Origin of the sequence: Mucilaginibacter gossypii, assembly GCF_017569325.2 — a bacterium.
Classification (GTDB): domain Bacteria; phylum Bacteroidota; class Bacteroidia; order Sphingobacteriales; family Sphingobacteriaceae; genus Mucilaginibacter; species Mucilaginibacter gossypii.
Genome location: NZ_CP071878.2, coordinates 4,582,746 through 4,605,305, shown reverse-complemented (window position 1 = coordinate 4,605,305; position 22,560 = coordinate 4,582,746). Strand labels below are relative to the sequence as shown.

The following is a 22,560-nucleotide window of genomic DNA, read 5'->3' as shown; positions in this document are numbered from 1 at the left end:
ACTTTTTTGTATTTAATATAGTATATATAATAAATGCAACGACGTACAGTACAATCATCGGCTTTAAGCAGCGTTGGCTATGACCCTGAGGCCCGCATTCTTGAACTCGAATTTCGGGAAAATGACGGTGTGTGGCAGTACTTTGGTTTTCCTTTATCTGCCTATAACAAGTTTATTAGCTCCGATTCGCTTGGGCATTTCTTTGTTACCCATATAAAAGGCAAATACCCTGAATTAAAGGTTAGGTATGCGCATTATTAATTTCCGGTGCGGCGGCGCTCATCATCATTACCCGTATTGCGTTTGTTAGCCGATTTAATGGTGCTTTTGCCAAAACGATAGGTAAAATTGAGCCTTACAATGCGCGTATCGCGTTTGTTTACCTCCGAAAGGTCAATGTTTTGATAGCTGGCATGGTTGCGCCCTCTGTCGGTATTAAATACATCGTTTAGTGCTAATTTAACAGTGCCCCGCTTATCCAATATTTGCTTGCTGATACCCGCGTTTACCGAATAGCTTGCTTTTAATTCATTGATGCCGTAAATAGTTGGGGTTTCATACCTGCCCGATATTTCACCAAGTAATGTACCGGTGATGGTGAAATTTTGTGTGCTGCCAAAAATAATGTCCTGCTTACCCCTGTCAAAATCCCCGTTTTGCGCGTACGCTTTGTAACGCACATAAATAGCATCAAGATTAAAACTGGCCGACCACCATCTGGTAAATTGCACAGGCGCATAGAATGAAGCCCCGTAAACAAAGATCTGCCCGAAGTTTTTACGGAGAGTTATGTTAACCTTAGTCGAATCATTTTGCTGATATACTGGAAAATCATAAGCATTATTAGTAACCGTATAATATAGCTCAGTTGAAAAAGTTTGATTATAAGTATGGGAAATCTGTATAGTGTTGGTGTATTCCGGCTTTAGCTGAGGGTTGCCTGCACGATAATCATACAGGTCGGTATAGTACAAAAATGGATTGATATCTTCATAAAGCGGTCTGTGAATACCACGGTTATAACCAATACCGATGATGTTTTTTTTATCGGCCTCATAGCTTATCTGTAACTGCGGAAAGAGGTTAAAATAATTATTGGTATTTATCATCGGTACCCGCTCATTTAATCCCCATGATTTGCCGGTTGCATGAGTGTTTTCGGCACGTACACCTGCGGTAATATCCCACTTACCTATTTTATTTACATAATTGATATACCCCGCGCTCACTGCTTCGGTGTAAAGGAACCTGTTGCTGAAATTGGGGTCGGCCTCATATATGTTGTTTATTTTGGGGCCAAAAATGAGATTATTATTGCTGCGGGTGTTGTTATATTTAATGCCTGTCTCCAATCGTGAGGTTTTATTTAATGGGTTAACAAAATCAACTTTTGATGTCCAGATGTGAATATCTGACGGCGAAAGGTTTTCCAACTCAAGATCATCGCGGTAAGTATTGCCCGCCGGGGTAAAAAAGCTATTGGTAATAAATTCATTAGAGTGGCGGGTGTAGGTTGAATAGTTACCATCTACCGAGATACTGCGGCCGCTTTTATCCAACACCGCGTTATAATTGATATTGTAGTTTAAATAGTTGCTGCCCCTGTCGAGGTTTGAACGGGCCCTGATTACTGAATCGAGCTGATGCTGATTGCTGATGTAGAGGTCGTTGTGCTTTGTAAAATCATCACTCCTGATAATTCCGCTTACTAAAAAGCCTATAGTTTGCTTTGGGTTGATGGTATAATCGGCCCCTATTTTAAAGTTGTGGTTAGTGGTTTTTTGAATATTGTTATAATCAACATCGTAATTACTCAGGGTTTCGTTATAAGTAATATTACGGTTGGTTGTAATAGTGCGTGTGCCTTTATTATTATCGTAAGTGTAATTTCCAAAAATATTGAGTTTACTGGTGCGGTTGTTGAAAACAATGCCTGCTGTACTTTTGTAATACTTTCCATAACCCGCCATGGCAGTAACCGTACCGTTGGTGCCCAGGTTTTTACCCTTTTTTAAAATGATGTTGATGATGCCCCCGCCTGATGCATCGTATTTGGCCGATGGGCTGCTGATCATTTCAACCTGGTCAATAGTGCTGCTTTGCATACTGCGGAGCAAACTGGTAAGATCATCGCCGGTAAGGTTGGTAGGTTTACCGTCGATGGTTATTAATGCTGCTTGTCTGCCGTTAATACTTAAAGTTTCGTTGCTGTTAACCCTTACCCCAGGCGATTGCCGCAAGATATCAAAGGCCGAATTTCCCTCGGCCAGGATGCTGTTTTGTACACTTAATACAATTTTACCGGGTTTTACCTCAATATATGGCTTTCGGGCAACTACCTTAACTTCTTTTAGCTGGTTATCCGAAAGTTTTAAAACAATATCGTTGGCTGTTATTTTTTGGCCTGCGGTAACTTTATAAGGGCCGGCATAAACTTTTACGTAACCTATTTTGCTGATAAGCACGAGGTAGCTATCAGGCTGTAGTCCCTGAAATTCAAACTGGCCATTTTTATTTACCATGTTTGATTTTAATACAGATGAATCGGCAGCAGCAAGCAATACTGCGGTGGCTGCATCGGCCGGTTGGTTATTTTCGATTAAAACTTTACCCTGTATTGTTGAAGGTTTTGTTTGAGCAAACGAATTACAATACATTCCTGTCAGGAATGCAAAAAAAAAGCCTGCTGTTAAAACCCTCATTAATTAGTAGATGTAGAAGTTTGCTATAGTTTAAAAAATTATAAAATGTATCGCAATATAATACAATATATATAAAACTATATGTATTGCATTGGTATTTTAACGATATAATATCAAACAATGTTGCAACATTAGTATGGATTATGCCGGGTAAAAGGGTTTACATTATTACAACTAAATATTGTTTGCCAAAACGCGCGCAATGGCATAAATAAACAAAACAACATGATTTTTTCTTTATTTTCGGCCTCAATACATCATCGCACTGTATATTGACCATTATAACATGAAAAAACTGTATCTGTTTATATTAATTACCTGTTTTGCAGGGAAATTGTTTGCCCAAATGCCACCGGCCAACTATGCTGTGGCTTTAAATAAGTTTAAGCAACTATATAACAATAACCAGCCGGATAGCGTGTACAGCTTGTTTGGGCCAGAAATGAAGAAGGCACTTTCACAAGCCGATTTCAAAAGTACAACTGTGCAGTTAAAAACACAATTGGGCTCATTGTTACAGGCTGATTTTGAAAGCTATGAAACCCCGATAGCGCATTATAAAGCTACATTTCAGAAAAGTGTTTTTTTATTAAATATATCATTAAATGCCGATAATAAATTTACAGGCCTGTCATTGACACCGTACAAAGCGCCGGCTGCAACTGCTGCGCCAAGTACGGCGGCGGCTACAAGCATATCTACCGATCCTTCTTTGGTTGAGTCGCCTGTAACTGTTAAAACTTTATTGGGTTCAATATCCGGAACATTGGCCATGCCTAAGGATGCTAACGGAAAGGTGCCGTTGGTATTGATCATTGCAGGCTCTGGCCCTACCGACAGGGACGGTAACAGTCCTAAATTGGGGCTTCACGCCAATGTTTATAAAATGATAGCTAATGAACTGGGAAAAAAAGGCATAGCATCACTTCGTTACGATAAACGCCTGGTTGGGCAAAGCACAACTTCCATTAAGGAAAACGAGATCAGGTTTGAGGATTATGTAGAAGATGCCGCCGCCTTGCTTAACATGCTTTCGTCAGATGAGCGTTTTTCACGGATAATTATTCTTGGACACAGCGAAGGTTCGTTAGTTGGCATGATGGCTTCGCTTGATGAGCCGATAAAGGGCTTTATATCTGTAGCCGGTGCCGGCGATTCGGCCGATAAGATCCTTACCGAGCAAATGAAATCGCAGCCTGCTTTTATATCAGATGGATTTAATCGTATGCTGGATAGCCTGAAGCGGGGAAAAACAACCGATAATATCGACCCTGCATTATACTTTATAGCCAGGCCAAGTATTCAAAAATACCTGATGTCGTGGTTCAGGTATAACCCTCAGCGCGAGATCAGGAAGGTAAAAGCCCCGGTATTGATCATCCAGGGAACCACCGATTTACAGGTAACTGTTGGTGACGCCGAAAAGCTGAAAAAAGCAAAGTCGGATGCTATACTTGATATTATCCCTAACATGAACCATGTGCTGAAAGAAGCCCCGGCAGATAAGGAAAAGAACAAGGCAACTTATAATGAGCCTGATTTACCGCTTAAACCGGAGTTTGTAACGGCTATAACTAATTTTGTGCTGAAGACGACAAGGTAATAACACTAAATTCATGTCATTGCGCTACGCTTGCAATGACATGAAAATAATTACCAGGCCGCTAATAACCTTCTGATCATGATGATCTCGGCAATGTGGTAAGCGTTATGATCGGCTGCTTGTAACGCTTCCCGGAGTATAGTTTGCCCATCGCCATGCGGAATTTTTTTATAAATATCCTCGCTTTTCACCATTTCTATTAGCTCTTCCAAATCACTGTCAATCTGTTCAAGGCTATTATCCCATGCTGCATCATCTTTGGGTGCAAGCTCTTTTGGCCAGTAATCATCGGGCCAGTTTGGTGATTCGTGGCTGCCGTCTTTGCTAAATTCAAGCATATCCCACTGGGCTATCCGGATATGTTCAACCAGTTGCCATATAGTATAAGGAAGTTTATCAACTTTAACCCCACGAAGATTGGGCGGTAAACCATCGAGCGCTTTTTTCAGATCAGCATGTGCGTTGCCGCCCCGTAGTAAATGAGTGATCTCATCAAATAAAACCTGGTGTTCGTTATTCATAGGTAAATCAAAATTATAATAGTTAGTTACGCATCCCCTTTAGAGAGTAATAGCCCATGAAAAGGCAGGAATAATTTGTATATTTATGATAATGAATATCATAGAGACGATTAAGCGTTTTCCAGACCAGTCCAGTTGCATAGACTATCTTGAAGGATTAAGATGGCAAGGATTGCCAGAATGCCCGTATTGCAACAGCAAACGGAGCAGCAAGCGCCAGGAAAGCCAACGGCATATTTGCAATAGCTGTAACCGCAGCTATAGCGTTTTGGTCGGCACTGTTTTCGAGGGCACCAAACTTCCTTTGCCGCAATGGTTTTTGGCTATTTCATTAATGCTGAATGCGAAAAAGGGGTTATCTGCACGTCAGTTAAGCAGGGATCTGGGATGCAATCGTAAGACAGGCTGGTATTTGCAGATGCGGATACGGGAAGCCATGCGGGACGGCGGGGATGGCGGTTTGTTTAAGGGTATTGTTGAGGTAGATGAGACTTATTTAGGTGGTAAAAAAGCCAATCACTCAAAGAAAAAGCGGCAGGAAAGGCGCGATAATAATTTGCAGGTCACCGGCATGCAGGATAAACAGCCCGTGATTGGGTTATTGGAGCGGGATGGCCGTCTAAAGCTTCAGGTCATAGATAAGGCACATGGGAAAACGCTCAAACCCATTGTTGAACAATCAGTGAGCACAGATGCTACTATTGTAACGGACGGCTTTGGTGGATATGCCGGTTTAAATAAAATATTCCGTGAACATCAGGTATTAAACAAGGAAAAAGAAGAGTATGCCCGGGGAGAGTATCACACCAATACGATTGAGGGCTTTTGGACATTGTTAAAACGGGGGATATATGGTCAATACCATAAAGTATCGCTCAGACATTTGCAATCATACCTGAATGAGTTCACATTTAAATATAACAATAGAGGCAATAACCAGGTGTTTAACTTTTTAATTAACAAAATGGCTACTGCCTCTTGATGGGCTATTACTCTCTCGAGAGCCTGGGGCCAAATGTTTGTTAAAGTAACAAATTCGTCGCCGGTTTGATTTATTTGGCTTAAAAGTTTTAAGTTTATGCTTCATTGTAAAACTCATCAGTTGTGGTCAGAAACATATTCTTAAAATTAGCACTCGCCGTTGTTTTATTCATGGTTGCCTTTATCGGCTGTAAAAAAGATGGGGGCAGCGGCACCGGCCCATTGTTAGGGAAGGATGATGAAGCTTTTATTAAATACGAGAACACGTTTCTGGATAACTTCTGGAAGTTGAACCCCGATTGGGCTACCTCTGCAGGGTATCATAAATACGACAGCCTGATGGTGTTGCCTAATGAGCAAAGCCGCGATAAGCTGGTGACCTTTGCCAAATACCAGGTTGATTCATTGAGTCGCTTTGAGGTAAATACCCTGTCTGAAGCTAATAAAATAGATTACAAGATTCTGCAAAATCAGCTTGAATACCTGCAATGGCAGGTGCGCCAGTTAAAACAATATGAGTGGGACCCATCGTCATATAACGTTATCGGCACGTTCGCTTACATCCTGAACGAGCACTATGAGCCTTTGCCTAAACGTCTGCGTCATTTTTATCAGCGTATGTCGTTTATTCCGCAGTATTATAAAGACGCCCAAAAGCAGATTAAAAACCCGGTAGCTGAACTTACCAGTTTGGCTATTGAGCAAAATCTGGGTGGGCTTGATGTAATAGGAAAAGACTTTGCCGATTCGCTTAAGAAAACCGCTATCCCCAAAGCTGAGCAAAAGCTAATGACCGACAGGGCTGCGCAGAGCGTTGTTGCTATTAAAGCCTATGCCGATTGGCTTAAAGCGCTTAAAAATGATCGCCCAAGAAGTTTCAGGCTGGGTAAGGATTTATATGAGGATAAGTTTAAATACGAAATTGTAGCTACCAACACTGCCGAGAAAATCTACAATGCTGCCGTTGAACGAAAAAAATACATTCACCGTGAGATGACTAAGATCAGCAAGCAGCTTTGGCCAAAATACTTTGGTAAACAGGCTGCACCTGCCGATAGTCTGCTGATGATAAGCCAGCTGATAGATACCCTATCATCAAAGCATGTAAAGCCTGAAGATTTTCAGTCATCAATTGAACAAATCATACCAAAGCTTAATGCCTTTGTTAAAGCTAAAGACCTGTTAACGCTCGATCCGTCAAAACCATTGATCATTCGTAAAGAGCCTGGTTATATGGCGGGTGTGGCAGGCGCATCTATGAGCGGCCCTGGCCCGTACGATAAAAATGGTAATTCGTACTATAACGTAGGCAGCCTGGCAGGCTGGAGCAAGGAAAAGGCCGAAAGCTACCTGCGTGAATACAATAATTATATTTTACAGATCCTGAGCATTCACGAAGCTGTGCCCGGGCACTATGTTCAGGGTGTATACTCCAATAAAGCCCCAAGTATCATCAAAGCTGTGTTTGGTAACGGTGCCATGGCCGAAGGCTGGGCCGTATACACCGAGCAAATGATGCTGGAGAACGGCTTTGGCAATAACGAGCCGGAAATGATGCTGATGTGGTATAAATGGAACCTGCGTTCGGTATGTAACACCATTTTGGATTATAGTGTTCATAGCGGCAGTATGACCAAAGATGAAGCAATTAAGCTATTAACCCGCGAAGCTTTCCAACAACAGGCCGAAGCTGATGGCAAATGGAAACGCGTTAGCGTAACCAGTGTTCAGCTTACAAGTTATTATACCGGCTATAAAGAAATTATAGATTTGAGGGATGCCTATAAACAAAAAATGGGGGATAAATATAAACTGAAAGAGTTTAACGAAAAGTTCCTGAGTTACGGCAGTGCACCGGTTAAATTTATCAGAGAAGCCATGCTGGCTAAAAACAGCGGAAATTAATTGATAGTCCACGGGTATAAACTCATGGACTATGAACCATGGGTTTATCTCCCATGAACTATCAAATTCTTTTTTATTAACAGCTTACGCGTAATGATTTTTTATCTGATGCTCGAGCTGGGCCATGACGTTTTTCTTTAGCTTACCCTTATAGCAGGTACAGCCGTCCTTATTCAGGTTAAGTTCGGCAATTGTCTTACCCTGGTAAATCACACGGAAATTCCCTGCGTCGTTGGGTAAAATTGCCAAAATACGTTCATCTTCTCCCGAAAAATTGATCAGCACATGAAACTGGTGCTGTGGTATAAATGCTATCTGCTGTAACATAAAAACCTCTCTTTCCGCTAAATTAGGTGTGTGAAAAATTAAAGACCCCAGCGCAGTATAAAGTTAACGAATTTGTTTTTAATTAATTGTTAGGAATTTTGAGTTTTTTGTAAGAGATATTATAATATATTTAGCGCTTACATATTACCAATCATGAAGAAAATTTTGATGACCGGTTTACTGGCTATAGGAGCGGTAACAGGTTATGGGCAGAAGGTAAAACCGGCTTTAAAACTAATTAAAGGCAATGGTTATTACTTGTCTACCACAGCGCACTCTGTTGTAAAGCAAACTATAAACGGTCAGGTTAATAATATCGATATGACGATTGACGGCAAAATGTCATTCAAAGTATTAAATGTTAATGATTCTCTTTATTATATGGAGGTTAATTATACCAAAGTGGGTATGAAAATGCAGCTGCCCACGGGTAATGTAGCCTTTGATTCTGATAATAAGGATACCACAAATATTATGGCCAGGATCATGTCGGGCATAACCAATAAACCGTTTACCGCAACGCTAACCAGAAGTGGCCGGATCAGGTCGATAGAGAACGCCGAGAATATGATCACATCTATGATAGATGGCTTTAAGGAGGTACCGGCCGAAAAGAAAGAGCAGTTGAAAACGCAGTTAACCCAATCGTTTGGATCAGGAGCGCTTAAAAGCAACCTGGAAATGGCTATGTCGGTGCTGCCCGAAACGGTTGTGGCAAAAAATGATAAATGGACAATTAAAAATAACCTGGAAGGTGCTATGAGCGCGAAGGTCATAGCTGTTTATCAACTGGTTGATATCACTCCACAGAGCTACCTGATACACGGAAATGCCACACTTGAAACAGATAATACTGCCGGTTATAAAACCGTTAGTAATATGCCCATGAAATACAATATGAAAGGCACTATGGTGGCTGATGTTGTTGTTGACAAGGCTACCGGCTGGATCTCCAGTTCAAAATTAAAGCAAAACATTGACGGTACTGTCGAAATAAAAGATAACCCGCAGGTTCCGGGCGGTTTAACATTCCCTATGAGTGTTGCCAGCGAAACATCAAGTACTGACCATTAATTAAAGAAGATAATAATCAAAAAAAACCTGCCAGTTATAGCAGGTTTTTTTGTTGTATAAACAGCTGGTATTACAACATCCACAAGCCTTCAAAATAAAGCTTATACCGTGTGGGCTGAAACTCGCCATATGCAAAAACAGCAATAGAGTTCCCCTTTTTAGCATAATATAGCCTGAGCTTTTCGCTGCCCTTGTATAAATTAAGAAAATCGGCATTAAAGCCGCCTGTTTTTACAATGGTTTTAAAGTCGTCGGGTGTAATTACCTTATGCAGATCTTCAAAATTGTTATTGGCAAAATCACCGAATTTTATATCACCGGCAGGCAGTTTAAAGGTTTTATGTATGACCTCGGCTTCGTCTCCATCAAACAACAATGATTTTGTTACTTCATATTTTGTGATCATATTTTAATATATCGCGTTTTTTATTGTTTTACTTCTTCAATGTAACCGCCTGCTTTCAGGTCGTTAACAGTGGCTGGTACTTCATACTGGATACCCAAGCCTGGTTTGCCAAACCATGGAATAATCTTGCCTTGCCTAACTTTGGCTATTGCTTTTAAAACCTTATAAATTTTGTATGGCTTGCTAAGGGTATTATCCGGCAAAGCACGCATAGGGAATGGTACACCTTTTGGCGATACAAAGGTGCCTTTATCCTGGAAAGTACCGGTAGTATCGGTATAACCACCATAACGGTCAATCAACACACCTTTTTTTAAAGTAATGATGATAAGATTTACTGCGCCACGATTTGGAGGCCAGCCGCCATTAAGGTTGTTGGCGGTAAAGAACTTTTCGAGGGCGTCCCATTTCTCGGTTTTCCATAGCAGCCAGGCCGAATCGGCAAGGGCTTTTTTACTGCTGGTGTCGGCAAAATCAGCAACCGAGCTTTTAAAGTCATCATAAGTAATACCCCGTACCGGCAGTTTGTGATGGTTTGCAGCAGGGTTGTGGGCATGTTTTAGTGGTTTTGTTTGCGCGGTTGCCAAAAAAGGCATCAACCATACTGACAGGATCAGGATTTTTAGTGTTTTCATTCGATGTAGTTTTTGTTTGATAAATCTACTATGTGCGCCGCGTTTATGAAAGAGAATTATCATATTTATTTTATAGGTATTATATGAAATATCATATACTAATTATTGTTATTACCGGCAACAAAAACTTTATTACCTAAAGCTGGTATTTACCGCGGTAAAAAGGATGAAATAAACTAAATTATTACCTTCGTACCTATGTCATCAGCTGAAACAAAAAAACAAATAGAGGTATTAACCGCCGAACTTAAACAGCACAATTACAACTACTATGTGCTGGCCATGCCAACCATTTCTGATTTTGATTTTGATAAAAAACTGGAGTTGCTTAATAAACTCGAAAAAGAATACCCGGAGTTTGCTGACCCTGATTCGCCAACACAAAAAGTAGGCGGTGATATAACCAAGGAATTTGTAACCGTTAGGCACCGCTGGCCGATGTTATCGTTGGGCAATACCTATAATGAACAGGAACTATTTGATTTTGATCAGCGGATACGCAAAGCCATTGGTGATAACTTTGAGTACGTATGTGAGCTTAAGTTTGATGGTTTGAGCATGAGCCTCACTTATGAAGACGGCAAACTGGTACGGGCCGTTACCCGCGGCGATGGTGTACAGGGTGACGAGGTTACCACCAATATTAAAACCATTCATACCATACCTAAACGTTTACACGGCGAAGGCTACCCCGGTTATTTTGACATCCGCGGTGAAGTGTTCATGCACCGCAAAGCTTTTGACAGGTTGAATAATGAACGTATCGAAAGCGGGGAGGTTCCTTATGCTAATCCCCGTAACTTTGCCTCAGGCACAGTAAAAATGCAGGATTCGGCAGAGGTGGCCAAACGCCCGCTTGATTGCTTCCTGTACTTTTTGTATACTGAAAAAACTGTATTTAAAACCCATTGGGAAAGCCTGCAGGCTGTTAAAACCTGGGGTTTCCATACCAATGAGCATAGTGAGCTTTGCGGGGATATTAATTGCGTTTTGGAATTTATTAATAAATGGGATAAGGAACGTTTTAACCTGAGCTATGATATTGACGGCATTGTTATTAAAGTAAATAATTACTCACAGCAGCAGGAGCTTGGCTTTACCGCCAAATCGCCGCGCTGGGCCATATCTTACAAGTTTAAGGCCGAAAGGGTAGAGACTGAGCTTCTTGAAGTGACTTACCAGGTAGGCCGTACCGGTGCTGTAACCCCGGTGGCCAATTTAAAGCCTGTACTGCTTGCAGGTACTACGGTAAAACGCGCGACGCTGCACAACGCCAATGAGATCATCCGACTTGATCTGCATGAGGGTGATACAGTTTTTGTTGAAAAGGGCGGCGAAATTATCCCCAAGATCATTAGCGTAAACCCAGAAAAACGTAAGGCCGACGCCGTGCCTGTTGTTTACCGTGTTACCTGTCCGGCCTGCGATACTCCGCTTGAGCGCAAGGAAGGCGAAGCTGCGTTTTATTGCCCCAATGATGAAGGCTGCCCGCCGCAGATTGTTGGAAAGATGCAGCATTTCATTGGCCGTAAAGCGATGAATATTGATGGGCTGGGTGATGAAACTATCGAAACCTTATATAGCAGAGGCTTCATAAACCACATCAGCGACATCTATGAGCTGCATACCCATGCTGCCGAATTGAAACAGTTGGGCCGTTTTGGCGAAAAATCGATCAATAATATGCTTGATGGTATTGAAACATCCAAAAAAATGCCTTTCGAAAAAGTGCTGTTTGGTTTGGGCATCCGTTATGTAGGCGAAACAGTGGCCCGCAAGCTGGCTTTCCATTTTAAATCGATAGATAAATTAATGGAAGCTTCGGTTGAAGAACTTACGGCTGCCGAAGAGATAGGCGAACGGATAGCTCAAAGCATAATCGAATATTTTGCAGGTGAAATCCATCGGCAGGAAATACAAAAACTAAGGGAGCAGGGCCTGCAATTTATTGCCGAAGAAAAAGAAGTTGTACTGGCCAGTGAAAAGCTTGCCGGAATGAACTTTATTATATCGGGAACATTTGGCAACTTTTCGCGTGATGAGCTGAAAGATATCATTGAACAAAACGGTGGCAAGATATTGAGCAGTATATCGGCTAAACTTAATTACCTGGTCGCAGGTGAAAATATGGGCCCTGCCAAGTTAGAAAAAGCTAATAAACTTAATATACCTATTATCAGCGATGAAGATTTACTTGCACTGATAAAATAAGCATTCCTGTGTTGTTTATTTTTGTTTATTAGTGAGGAATTTTATTTTTTGAGCTCAGAAATTACGTTATTTGTATTACCGAAAGGGCCCCATAATTAATTAAACGTACTAATGTTCGAGTAATTTACTATGGAAAAATTTATACCTATACAAGAAAATATCTTTTGTGAACTCTGTAAGGAATGCGGCGAAAGGCCGGTTATAGAACAGGTTAAAGGTAAATTTATTGTGAGGTGCCCTAAAAGCAAATCGCATTATCAAACAAAGCCAGGCCTGGTTGATATTAAGGATTGGAACATCAAAAATAAGCCACACCCGCCTCTTGGCAGCAAAGATACATCAAAGAAAAAGGCATCCTAACCGGGTGTCTTTTCACATTATTTAACAATTTAGTGCTGTAACAATCAATTAATAAGTTTCATCTTAGCATAAACATCTGCTTAATGAAGCCAGCCTTAGTTGCGTTATTTTTAATATTCAATTTTTCTTCATATGCCCAGCAATTCAGCATTAGCGGTAAAATAACCAACCAGGAAGGTAAGCCCGTCCCCTTTGCATCCGTTTTTATAAAAAATACTACTATAGGAGTATCTGCCAACAGCGAAGGAACTTACTTGCTGCGTTTAAATGCCGGCATGCGGGAAATTCAATATAAAGCAGTTGGCTATGCCCAGCAAAGCAAAATTGTTGACCTTGCGGCTAACCAGGTTATCAACATCAGCCTGCAAACAGAAACTTACCAGCTTAAGGATGTTACTGTGCATGCAGGGGCTGAAGATCCAGCTTATGCAATTATGCGTAAGGCTATTAAAAAACGGAAAACCTATCTTAACGAAGTTAAAGCCTATACCTGCGATATCTACATCAAAGGCTTACAAAAACTATTGGCCGCCCCAAAAACTTTTATGGGTTTTGATGTGCAAAAAGCTACCAGTGAAGCCGGCCTTGATTCAAATCGCCGCGGGATAGTTTACCTTTCTGAGTCAGAGTCAAAATATAGCTTTATAAGGCCCGATAAGGTGCATGAGGAACAGGTGTCGTCAAAAGTGTCGGGCCGTAACCGGGCGTTTAGCTTTAACCGGGCATCGGATATGGCGGTTAATTTTTACCAGAACTATGAAACCTGGCGGGGCTTGAGCAACCGCCCGCTGGTATCGCCGGTAGCTGATAACGCCATGTTTTATTATAACTACAGGTACATAGGTACTTCGGTTGAAAATGGCGAAACTATTAACAAGATCCAGGTAAGCCCTAAACGGCTGCACGACCCATGTTTTGAGGGATATATTTATATTTTGGATGATAGCTGGCGCATTTACGGGCTGCAGCTTTACATTACCAAAAGGGCTAATATTAATTTTGTTGATACCCTTAAAATTAACCAGCAGTTTTTCCCTGTTAGCGAAAAGATTTGGATGACATCCTCTGTTAAATTTGAATTTACAGGAGGTTTGTTCGGATTTAAATTAGGAGGTTACTTTATTTCGATCTATAAAAACTACAACCTCGACCCTGCGCTGAACAAAGCCGATTTTAACGAAGTGCTCCGGATCACCAAAGGCATCAGCAAAGACTCAACTTATTGGAACCAGGCCCGGCCAATCCCGCTTACCGCCGAAGAGGTTACCGATTATACCAATAAAGATAAACTCGCCAAAAAACGGGAATCAAAAGAGTACCTCGACTCCCTGGATAAAGCCAACAATAAATTTAAACCGGTAAACCTGCTTTTCACCGGCATCAATACCCGCAATCGATACAAAAAAGAATATTTTCATTACGATCCAATCATCGGCTCCCTGCTTTATAACACAGTAGAAGGTTTGGCTTTTGATTACGGCGCATCATACAGCAAGTTGATTGATACCGTAAACAACCGCTATTTTATGCTGAATGGCAAAGTGCGGTATGGCTTTTCCAATCACCTGTTAAATGGCTCGGGAGGTGTTGCCTTACCAGTAATGCAGCGTTTTACATTGAGTTTAAGCGGAGGGTCGGATGTAGTCGATCTAAATAGCCAGGCGCCTATGTCAACCTTTGTGAATACGGTTCACAGTCTGCTTTCGCAACAAAACTTTAAAAAACTATATCAAAAGCAGTTTGCTTTGGCTTCACTTTCGGGCAGGATAACAGGAGGGCTGCGCGGCAGCGCCTCCGTTGAATGGGCTAACCGTAAGGCACTGTTAAATACAGCTTCATTTAGTGTATTTGATCCACACTCGCATCAGTTTACATCCAATAACCCGTTGGATCCTGATCATAATACGCTGTTGTTCGCCGAAAATCAGTCGCTCACCGTAAACCTGCAGGCCAGTTATGATTTCAGCAATAAATACGAAACCTATCCTTCGGGCAGGCGCTATCTGCCATCCAAATATCCAACCATCAGTTTAAACTACACTAAAGGTATCAGCAATGTATTAGGTTCGGATGTTAATTATGATAAAATCAGCGCCGAGATTTCAAAGGCAGATATTAGTATGGGTTTTTATGGCAGCAGCTCATTTTTTATAGGAGCCGGTAAATTCCTGAATGCTAAGAGCGTATTCTTCCCCGATTATTTCCACTTTGCAGGCAACGAGGTGCTTTCATACAAGCCGAGGTTAAACCGATTTCTCTTGCTGGATTACTACGATTTCAGTACGCCTGATAAATATCTTGAAGGGCATTTTGAACACAACTTTTCGGGTTTCATCACCAATAAGATCCCGCTGATTCGCAAGTTTAAACTACAGGAAATTGTCGATGTAAATTACCTTTATACGCCCACGCTTAAAAACTATACCGAACTGGGTTTTGGTTTACAATATCTTAATATCCGTTTGATGTATGGCGTATCATACAATGGAGGTACTGAGGCAAAATCGGCAATAAGGCTTGGGATAAGCTTGTAATATGCTAATTATTAATTGCACTTAATACGGTGTAGATATTAGTAATACTGTATATTTGGGTCATACTATTGTGCCTGAACATATCATTAACTTAAACCTTTTACTAAAAAGAGCTGCATTGCTGTTTAGTGTTATACTTTTAACTTTTGTTAAAGGGTACGCACAGCAGTTTTATGCCGCTACCGACCAGGGAATTTTACAACAGGTAACCATTACCCCTAATGGCCCGGTTTCAAAAAATGTTAACGGTTGCGGGTCGGGTTATTTTTCGATTGCGCTGTGGGGTAATAAGATCTATTATATCTATATTACCCCGTTTTCCGCTGGATTGAATGTAGCCGATATAACCGGAGGTAATACCCCCCAGGTAACTAATTGCCAGTATTTGGCGCCGGTACCCCCCGTAAATTCAATGACGATTGATAAAAACGGGATACTGTACATGGCCGGTGGGAACTCGCTGTACAAACTCGATCCTAAAAATCCTGTGCTTGTTAACCTGGGAATTATGCCGTACGGGGCTTCAGGCGACCTCGTGTTTTATGACGACAAGCTATACATGGCAAGCTATAGTGGCATTGTTGAAGTCTCCCTCGATGATCCGTCTCAAAGTAAATTAGTAATACCTATTACAGACCGGTATATATTGGGTTTAACATCGGTAGTTTCCAATGGGGCTGTAAGGGTATACGCTATTGACGATCAAGGGGGAAGGTCGGAGCTTATCGAACTCGACCTGAAAAATATGCTATTAAAAGGTACGGCTGGTTCGCTGCCTTATTCCGTTTATGATGCTGGCAGTACTGTTGAAACAGGTGAAATACCGGTAATTACGCTTCAACGCATCGACGTAACCCGGGAGTGCAATGTGGTGAATAAAGGGCGGGCCGAAATTATTTGTGCCCCGCACGGAAATCAATACACTTACAAACTTAATACCGGAGAAAGTAACACAACGGGTATTTTTGATAACCTGCTTCCTGGTAATTACCAGGTTACTATTACCTCATTTGGTGGGGAAGAGCCTAAAAAATATCCATTTACTATTTCTGATTTTTCAATACAAGACCCCGTTGTTACTTTTAATAAAACGGATCCGATTTGTGATATCGCGGGTTCGATTAAATTGGAAACAAACGCCGATAAAGCGTTGTACCGGATAAAATATAACAATGCGGTTTACCCCATTGACCATGTTTTCGCAGATTTAATCCCGGGTGTTTATCACTTTTCAATTATAACACCAAACGGCTGTTTGCTTTACGAAAAAGATTGCACCCTCGTACAGGAAGTATGCCCGCCAATTGTTGTAAATGATATTGTCATCAAACCCGAATGTGACTTTTACGGCGAAGCAAATGTTACCGTGCTCACAGCAGCTCATCCGGATAATTATACGTATAGCTTAAACGGTATAAGCAACACTACCGGCGTTTTTAACAGGATGCTACCGGGTACCTATCAATTAGTAATTACTTCATCTGGCGGATCCCAGGCTGAAAAACAAGTTACCGTACCCGATTTTACTTTGACCAAACCCTATGTATCATATACCGCTAAAAACGCGATTTGTACATTAGCGGGGCAGGTAAAGTTTAACACCTATGTAGAAGGGGTAGCTATCGGCGCTATTAAGCATGGTAGCCAAAGTTATACACCCGATGAAACAATAAGAGGTCTCAGCGCCGGCACCAACCACTTTGTCCTGTTGGATAAGCAAGGTTGCATCATTACGGAATTGGATATTATGATAACGCAGGATTCATGTGAGCCGGTTACGTTTTTTAATACTTTTACACCTAACGGCGATGGCGTAAACGACTTATTCAGGCCTAATCAAAGCAGTAATCCCATAGCGTATAAACTCAAGGTTTTTAACCGCCTGGGCCAGCGGTTATTTGAGTCGGAAAGTATATATGATGGTTGGAATGGCAATTATAACGGGAAACCTGTGCCTACAGGTGTTTACTACTGGTTGTGCAACTATACCATGGGCGATGGACAGGTTGAGGTTAAAAAAGGGTATGTAACCTTGCTGAGGTAGCTTAAATGTGTTTGTTTACAATAGGCGAGCTAAATGACCGGCTTAGCCTGTTTTTCCATGATCAGTGTTGCTGTAAATGGATATTATAACCGGGGCAAAAAAATCAGCGAAATCAACGTCATCAAATTCAAACCAACGGTTTAACTTTGCCACATGATCAAGAATATCTTCGCTTGCTTAATAATCATGCTTGTGGCTTTTGGCTGTACTAAAAAAAATGTGCCGCATTACACCATATCAAGGGTTACCAAATCAGATACAGCCACCCAGTTAACCGTTAAAATAGATGGCAGGCTTAAATGGGGCGAACTGCTGAGTATCACCTCACAAATTAAAGCCGACAGTGCTAAGCTGAGCAACCTGCAGCTTAACTTTTTGCTTCCTGGTCATAATGATAAAAGTACCGGTGCTAATACCTTTTACGCCGTAGCCCGCTATCCGCAAGGAGATAAAGTTACCATGCAGGATACCACTAAAGATGCTGATGGCAATACCGTTAGGCTAAACATACTTGGCCTGTCGCCCGAAAAAGCAAAATACCTGCTTGGTTTAAACCCCGCCGACCTTGACGGGAAAAATATCATAGGCAGGTTTATTGATGATAATAACCATACTGTTATTATTCCGTTTACTGATATGGCAGGCGGTAAAAAAGAAACTTATATTATTGAGCTTGATACCACGGGCACAGTAGTATCCCGTACCATTCCCCTCATGGATAACCGGGATGGTGTTGAAAAGCTGCATGTTAGCCAGGCTGGCGACTATATTACCATAAAAGACAGTGTGCTTACCCAATACGCCGCTCATGACATGGGTTTGCCTTATAATAGTATTAAAGCCGGTATTTAATTGCTGGTTTGTAAATATGCCAAAATCACCACAGGCTTAATTTCGTCTTGAAAAATCAGGGATAAGCGGTTAAATCATTCACTTGTTTAAGATTATACCGATATATTTATAGTGTTAAAAATATTGTAAATATATGAACCGAAATTTTATCAAAATTTTTGCATTAGGCGTGGCCGCGGTTTTTAGCGCCGGCATTGCTAATGCCCAGGTGAGGTTGCCGGAAGGCTACTTCCTTAAAACATTGCCAAACGGCCTGGATGTGCTGGTGATTGAAAACAGCAAAGTACCTTTAACCACCATTGAAATAGCTGTTAAAAACGGCGCTTATACCGAAGGCCCGGAGTTCAGCGGTTTGTCGCACCTGTTTGAGCACATGTTTTTCAAAGCCAATAAAGATTATCCAACCCAGGAGAAGTTTTTGAAACGTACGCAGGAGCTCGGCGCTATCTGGAATGGCACCACCAATACCGAGCGCGTAAACTACTACTTCACTTTTGACAGGGACAGCCTTAAAGCGGGTTTAAAGTTCATGAACGCGGCTATTCGTTTCCCTATTTACCGTGAGGAAGATATGAAGAAAGAGCGCCCGGTGGTTGACGGAGAGTTTCAGCGTGCCGAAAGTGATCCGGGTTTCCAGCTTTGGTATGGCATGCAGCAAAAGCTTTGGGGTGATCTCATTACCCGCAAAAACCCTATCGGAGTTCACGAAGTGATCAACACGGCTACGCCCGAAAAAATGATGATCATTAAGGATAAATATTATTTCCCTAATAATAGCTTGCTAACAATTTGCGGCGATGTTAAGCATGATAATGCCTTTGCCCTGGCCGAAAGCATTTTTGGCGACTGGGCCAACAGCGGTTTCGATCCGCAAACCAAATTTCCTATCCCCGCATTTAAGCCTTTAACCAAACCTGAGTATTTTGTTAAGGAAGCAACCATTGCACAAACACCTTATATGGAGTTTACCTGGCAGGGGCCTTCATATCCAACGGATTCAGCTTCAACTGTTGCTGCCGACGTGTTTTCGACCATTGTAGGCTTAAATTCGTCAAAATTGCAGCAGGCATTGGTTGATAAAGGTTTGGCCAGCGGTGTTTACGTAAATTATACTACCAGCCGTTATGTAGGCCCTATTGATATTTTCGTGGTACCTAACCCTAACAAGCTTAAAGAATGCTATACCGAGTTAATGAACCAGGTAAGCATGTGGAACAAGGACGACTATTTTACCGACGAACAAATGGCCACTGCTAAAGCTATCCTGCACCGGAACGATATTCATGCCAAGGAAAAGCCCTCGTCGCTACCAAGTCAGATCAGCTACCAATGGTGCAGCACCTCGTTTAATTTTTATACCGACCTGGATGCCAACTATCAGAAAGTTACCCGTGCCGATATTAAAAAGTACCTGGATACTTACGTAATTGGCAAGCCATATGCTGCCGGTATGATCATAGCGCCCGAGTTAAATAAAACAGTAAATGCAGCTTCATTTTTTGCAGCCAAGTAATTTAAAACTACCTCATCATGATGAAAAAATATATAATTGGCCTGCTGGTAGCAGCGGCTATAGGGAATACAGCTAAGGCACAAAAACAGGCCTATGAAACCACGGTAGATGGCGTAAAGGTTATTGTACAGCCAAGCGGCAACGATATTGTGGAAGTACAAACCATCATAAAAGGCGGTGTGCAAAACTATCCGGCTACCAAAGCGGGTATTGAGTCGTTGGCAATGAGCGCCCTTACCGAATGCGGTACTTTAAAGCATGATAAAAATAGCTTTAAAGATGAACTGGATAAAGTAAGCGCTACCGTTTACGGCAGCAGCAACAAAAACTATTCGGTAGTACGGATGAATTGTATTAAAGGCGACTTTGATATTGTTTGGCCGTTGTATGTTGAGGCTATAACCCAGCCCAAATTTGATGAAAAGGAATTTGCCCGCATTAAGCAGGATGCCATCAATAACATTAAACAGGAAGATTCACAGCCCGATAATGCCATTGATAAATATGCCGATAAAGTAGCTTTTGCCGGTACCAACTACGCTAAAGACCCAAGTGGAACCGTAGCTATTGTTACAGCCCTAACCCCTGCCGAAACAAAAGCTTATTATCAGTCCATACTGACCAAATCTCGCATGGTAATTGTGGTGGTTGCTGATCTTGATCAGGCTGCTATTGAAGCTAAAGTAAAGGGTATGCTGAGCGGTATTAAACAAGGTCCGGCTTTCGCGTTTAAAAAATCAACTTTCAGAGCCGACAAAAACAGCATCAATGTTGAAAAGCGTGATTTGGCTACCAATTATGTAGAAGGTATCGCGAGTGGTCCTGCCGCCGGTACGCCTGATTTTAACGCTTTTAACGTAGCTATGCGCATTTTCTCGAACATGCACTTTTTAGAGGTACGTACCAATAACGGTTTGTCATATGCACCGCAGGCCTGGTTTAGCGCGGGTCAAACCTCAACCGCCAAGTTTTCTGTTTCAACAACCGAGCCTGATAAATACATAGCTGTATTTGATAAGCTGGTTGATAAAATTAAACGCGAAGGTTTTAAACCTGAAGATGTAGCCGACATGAAGGTTACTTACCTAACAGGTTTCTACTATAAAAACGAAACTAACAGCGCCCAGGCATCATCAATAGCGGCAAATGAAGTATTGCATGATAACTGGAAACGCTCGTTAACCCTGGTTGATGATGTAAAGAAATTAACCACTGATGATGTAAGCAACGCCTTCCGCAAGTACATCAACAATATTGTATGGGTATACCAGGGCGATCCTAAAAAAGTAAACCAATTGCTGTATATCAACGGTACGCTGCATAATGGCGATAATCCGGTGATGCACTGATTTTTTGAGGTAAAAGGATAAAGGCGAAAGGTTAAAGGTAGCTGCATCTGTGTTAATCTTTTACTTTTCGCCTTTTTTGTTTTTCGGCTTTCACCTTTCACCTTTTACCTTTCGCCTTTTTTGAGGTAAAAGGATAAAGGCGAAAGGTTAAAGGTAGCTGCATCTGTGCTAATCTTTAATCTTTCGCCTTTTTGTTTTTGGCCTTTCGCCTTTTACCTTTCGCCTTTTTTGAGGTAAAAGGATAAAGGCGAAAGGTTAAAGGTAGCTGCATCTGTGCTAATCTTTAATCTTTCGACTTTTTGTTTTTGGCCTTTCGCCTTTAACCTTTAACCTTTCGCCTTTAACCTTCTTCAGGTAACACCGCTTTTTTCCTGGTTTTAGTCCAGCCGGCCCCTTTGGGCCTGGTGGGTACGGTGTCGCCCAGGAGCTTGCCCCAGGGTTTGAGGGTGTCAATCCTGTCGAAAATGATTTTGAGAACAGCTATGAACGGGATAGAAAGGAACATACCTGATAAGCCCCAAAGCATATTGCCTAACAATACTACCACAATTGACATCAGCGCGTTGATCTGCACTTTTGATGATACAATGCGCGGTACCAGGATATTATTATCAATAAACTGGATAACAAGATAAGCTATGATCACCCCTAACTGCGTTGTGTAACCATCTTTGGTAACCGTAGCCATCAGCACAGGAAGGGAGATGGCTATAATGCCGCCCAGATAGGGCAGCAGGTTAAGGATAGCGCCTATTACACCTATCAGGATGCCATACTTAACACCGAGTAATATCAGGGCCAGCGAATTCATGGCAGCAACTATTACCATCTCAATCAATAAACCCTGGATATAGCTTTGGATGGCCGATTTGGTTTCTTTCAAAACATCGGCAACCTGTTTGGAGTTTTCTTCAGAAAATACTTCGTAAATAAAATTAAGGAGCAGGGTTTTGTAAAACAATACCAGGAAAACATATACGGGTACCACAAATATCAACCCAAACGTGCTTAATACATTGCCGAGTGTGCGGCCTACCAGCGCCTGGCTGTTATCCATAGCGTCTTTGATAAGCTTATCCTGCTTTTGAACAGAGTAGTTGAAAGTGGCGGCTACCCAGTCTTTAAATGTGACGAACATTTCACCAAACTTCTTTTTAAGCGTGGGCAGCGAATCTCCAAACTGAATGATTTGGGTAGAAAGAAAATAGAACAACCCTGTCAGTAAAATAGCGCCAAGCAGCATAGCCAGGCATATAGACAAAATTTTGGGCACTTTATGTTCCTGCAGCCAGTTGCTAACAGGGTTAAGCAAAATGGCAATAAAAGCCGAAAAGGCAAGCGGGATCATCACATCTGCCAGTTGGGCAAACACGTAAACCAATAATATCAATCCAAAAAGTATAACAGTACTTTTAAGGTAAAAGGGGTATTCTTTAACAGCAGGCATAGACGCAGGATTTTACACTGAAAGGAACAAGACAAACAATTGTTTGCTTCGCCGATAATTAGCCCGGGGGGATGCTGATCGGGTTGGTGTAACGTC

The 22,560-nt window shown here is 41.7% G+C and carries 18 protein-coding genes; 12 read left to right on the top strand and 6 right to left on the bottom strand.

The genetic code is table 11. The annotated features are described in order from the left end of the window. Window positions 1-33 precede the first annotated feature (33 nt). Window positions 34-261 carry a KTSC domain-containing protein gene (locus J3L18_RS19180; protein ID WP_129570009.1) on the top strand — a complete coding sequence of 76 codons (228 nt, stop codon included), beginning with the start codon at window positions 34-36 and terminating at the stop codon, window positions 259-261. On the opposite strand, the gene J3L18_RS19175 is transcribed toward J3L18_RS19180, so the two are convergent. After that, on the bottom strand, window positions 258-2,702 hold the full coding sequence (locus J3L18_RS19175; protein ID WP_129570010.1) for an outer membrane beta-barrel family protein: 2,445 nt from the start codon (window positions 2,700-2,702) through the stop codon (window positions 258-260). The genes J3L18_RS19180 and J3L18_RS19175 overlap by 4 nt on opposite strands. Window positions 2,703-2,988: 286 nt before the next feature. On the opposite strand from J3L18_RS19175, the gene J3L18_RS19170 reads away from it, so the two are divergent. Then, a complete protein-coding gene (locus tag J3L18_RS19170) occupies window positions 2,989-4,305 on the top strand; it encodes an alpha/beta fold hydrolase (protein ID WP_091173811.1) in 1,317 nt (438 codons plus the stop codon). Between the two features lie 50 nt (window positions 4,306-4,355). Here J3L18_RS19170 and J3L18_RS19165 read toward each other — a convergent pair whose 3' ends face one another. Beyond that, the gene (locus tag J3L18_RS19165) at window positions 4,356-4,826 is read right to left on the bottom strand and encodes a DinB family protein (protein WP_091173807.1); all 471 of its coding nucleotides are present in this window, start codon (window positions 4,824-4,826) and stop codon (window positions 4,356-4,358) included. A gap of 91 nt (window positions 4,827-4,917) precedes the next feature. Here J3L18_RS19165 and J3L18_RS19160 point away from each other — a divergent pair, with 91 nt between their 5' ends. Together J3L18_RS19160 and J3L18_RS19155 are read left to right on the top strand one after the other, a co-directional pair. After that, the gene (locus J3L18_RS19160; protein WP_189549506.1) at window positions 4,918-5,808 is read left to right on the top strand and encodes an IS1595 family transposase; all 891 of its coding nucleotides are present in this window, start codon (window positions 4,918-4,920) and stop codon (window positions 5,806-5,808) included. Between the two features lie 122 nt (window positions 5,809-5,930). Beyond that, window positions 5,931-7,712 carry a DUF885 domain-containing protein gene (locus J3L18_RS19155; protein ID WP_223266300.1) on the top strand — a complete coding sequence of 594 codons (1,782 nt, stop codon included), beginning with the start codon at window positions 5,931-5,933 and terminating at the stop codon, window positions 7,710-7,712. 84 nt (window positions 7,713-7,796) lie between these two features. On the opposite strand, the gene J3L18_RS19150 is transcribed toward J3L18_RS19155, so the two are convergent. Next, on the bottom strand, window positions 7,797-8,039 hold the full coding sequence (locus J3L18_RS19150) for a hypothetical protein (RefSeq protein WP_091173800.1): 243 nt from the start codon (window positions 8,037-8,039) through the stop codon (window positions 7,797-7,799). A 153-nt stretch (window positions 8,040-8,192) separates the two neighbouring features. Here J3L18_RS19150 and J3L18_RS19145 point away from each other — a divergent pair, with 153 nt between their 5' ends. After that, window positions 8,193-9,113, top strand: coding sequence for a DUF6263 family protein (locus J3L18_RS19145; RefSeq protein WP_129571662.1), 921 nt, complete (start codon window positions 8,193-8,195; stop codon window positions 9,111-9,113). Between the two features lie 70 nt (window positions 9,114-9,183). On the opposite strand, the gene J3L18_RS19140 is transcribed toward J3L18_RS19145, so the two are convergent. Both J3L18_RS19140 and J3L18_RS19135 read right to left on the bottom strand, forming a co-directional pair. After that, a complete protein-coding gene (locus J3L18_RS19140) occupies window positions 9,184-9,519 on the bottom strand; it encodes a hypothetical protein (protein WP_091173795.1) in 336 nt (111 codons plus the stop codon). A 20-nt stretch (window positions 9,520-9,539) separates the two neighbouring features. After that, the gene (locus J3L18_RS19135) at window positions 9,540-10,154 is read right to left on the bottom strand and encodes a TNT domain-containing protein (RefSeq protein WP_189549480.1); all 615 of its coding nucleotides are present in this window, start codon (window positions 10,152-10,154) and stop codon (window positions 9,540-9,542) included. 198 nt (window positions 10,155-10,352) lie between these two features. On the opposite strand from J3L18_RS19135, the gene ligA reads away from it, so the two are divergent. The 7 genes from ligA (at window position 10,353) to J3L18_RS19100 (ending at window position 21,017) form a co-directional block, all read left to right on the top strand. After that, on the top strand, window positions 10,353-12,365 hold the full coding sequence (ligA, locus tag J3L18_RS19130) for an NAD-dependent DNA ligase LigA (RefSeq protein ID WP_091173788.1): 2,013 nt from the start codon (window positions 10,353-10,355) through the stop codon (window positions 12,363-12,365). Between the two features lie 129 nt (window positions 12,366-12,494). Beyond that, complete coding sequence (locus J3L18_RS19125; protein ID WP_091173785.1) at window positions 12,495-12,725, top strand: hypothetical protein; 231 nt, start codon at window positions 12,495-12,497, stop codon at window positions 12,723-12,725. 83 nt (window positions 12,726-12,808) lie between these two features. After that, complete coding sequence (locus tag J3L18_RS19120; RefSeq protein WP_129571664.1) at window positions 12,809-15,259, top strand: DUF5686 and carboxypeptidase regulatory-like domain-containing protein; 2,451 nt, start codon at window positions 12,809-12,811, stop codon at window positions 15,257-15,259. Between the two features lie 55 nt (window positions 15,260-15,314). Then, the gene (locus tag J3L18_RS19115; RefSeq protein WP_129571665.1) at window positions 15,315-17,303 is read left to right on the top strand and encodes a T9SS type B sorting domain-containing protein; all 1,989 of its coding nucleotides are present in this window, start codon (window positions 15,315-15,317) and stop codon (window positions 17,301-17,303) included. 153 nt (window positions 17,304-17,456) lie between these two features. Beyond that, complete coding sequence (locus J3L18_RS19110; protein WP_129571666.1) at window positions 17,457-18,155, top strand: hypothetical protein; 699 nt, start codon at window positions 17,457-17,459, stop codon at window positions 18,153-18,155. Window positions 18,156-18,288: 133 nt separating this feature from the next. Further along, a complete protein-coding gene (locus J3L18_RS19105) occupies window positions 18,289-19,668 on the top strand; it encodes a M16 family metallopeptidase (protein WP_112654097.1) in 1,380 nt (459 codons plus the stop codon). 17 nt (window positions 19,669-19,685) lie between these two features. Then, entirely contained in the window at window positions 19,686-21,017 is a 1,332-nt protein-coding gene (locus J3L18_RS19100; protein ID WP_129571667.1) for a M16 family metallopeptidase, read from the top strand. A 340-nt stretch (window positions 21,018-21,357) separates the two neighbouring features. Here J3L18_RS19100 and J3L18_RS19095 read toward each other — a convergent pair whose 3' ends face one another. Continuing rightward, window positions 21,358-22,464, bottom strand: coding sequence for an AI-2E family transporter (locus J3L18_RS19095; protein ID WP_129571668.1), 1,107 nt, complete (start codon window positions 22,462-22,464; stop codon window positions 21,358-21,360). Between the last annotated feature and the right edge of the window lie 96 nt (window positions 22,465-22,560).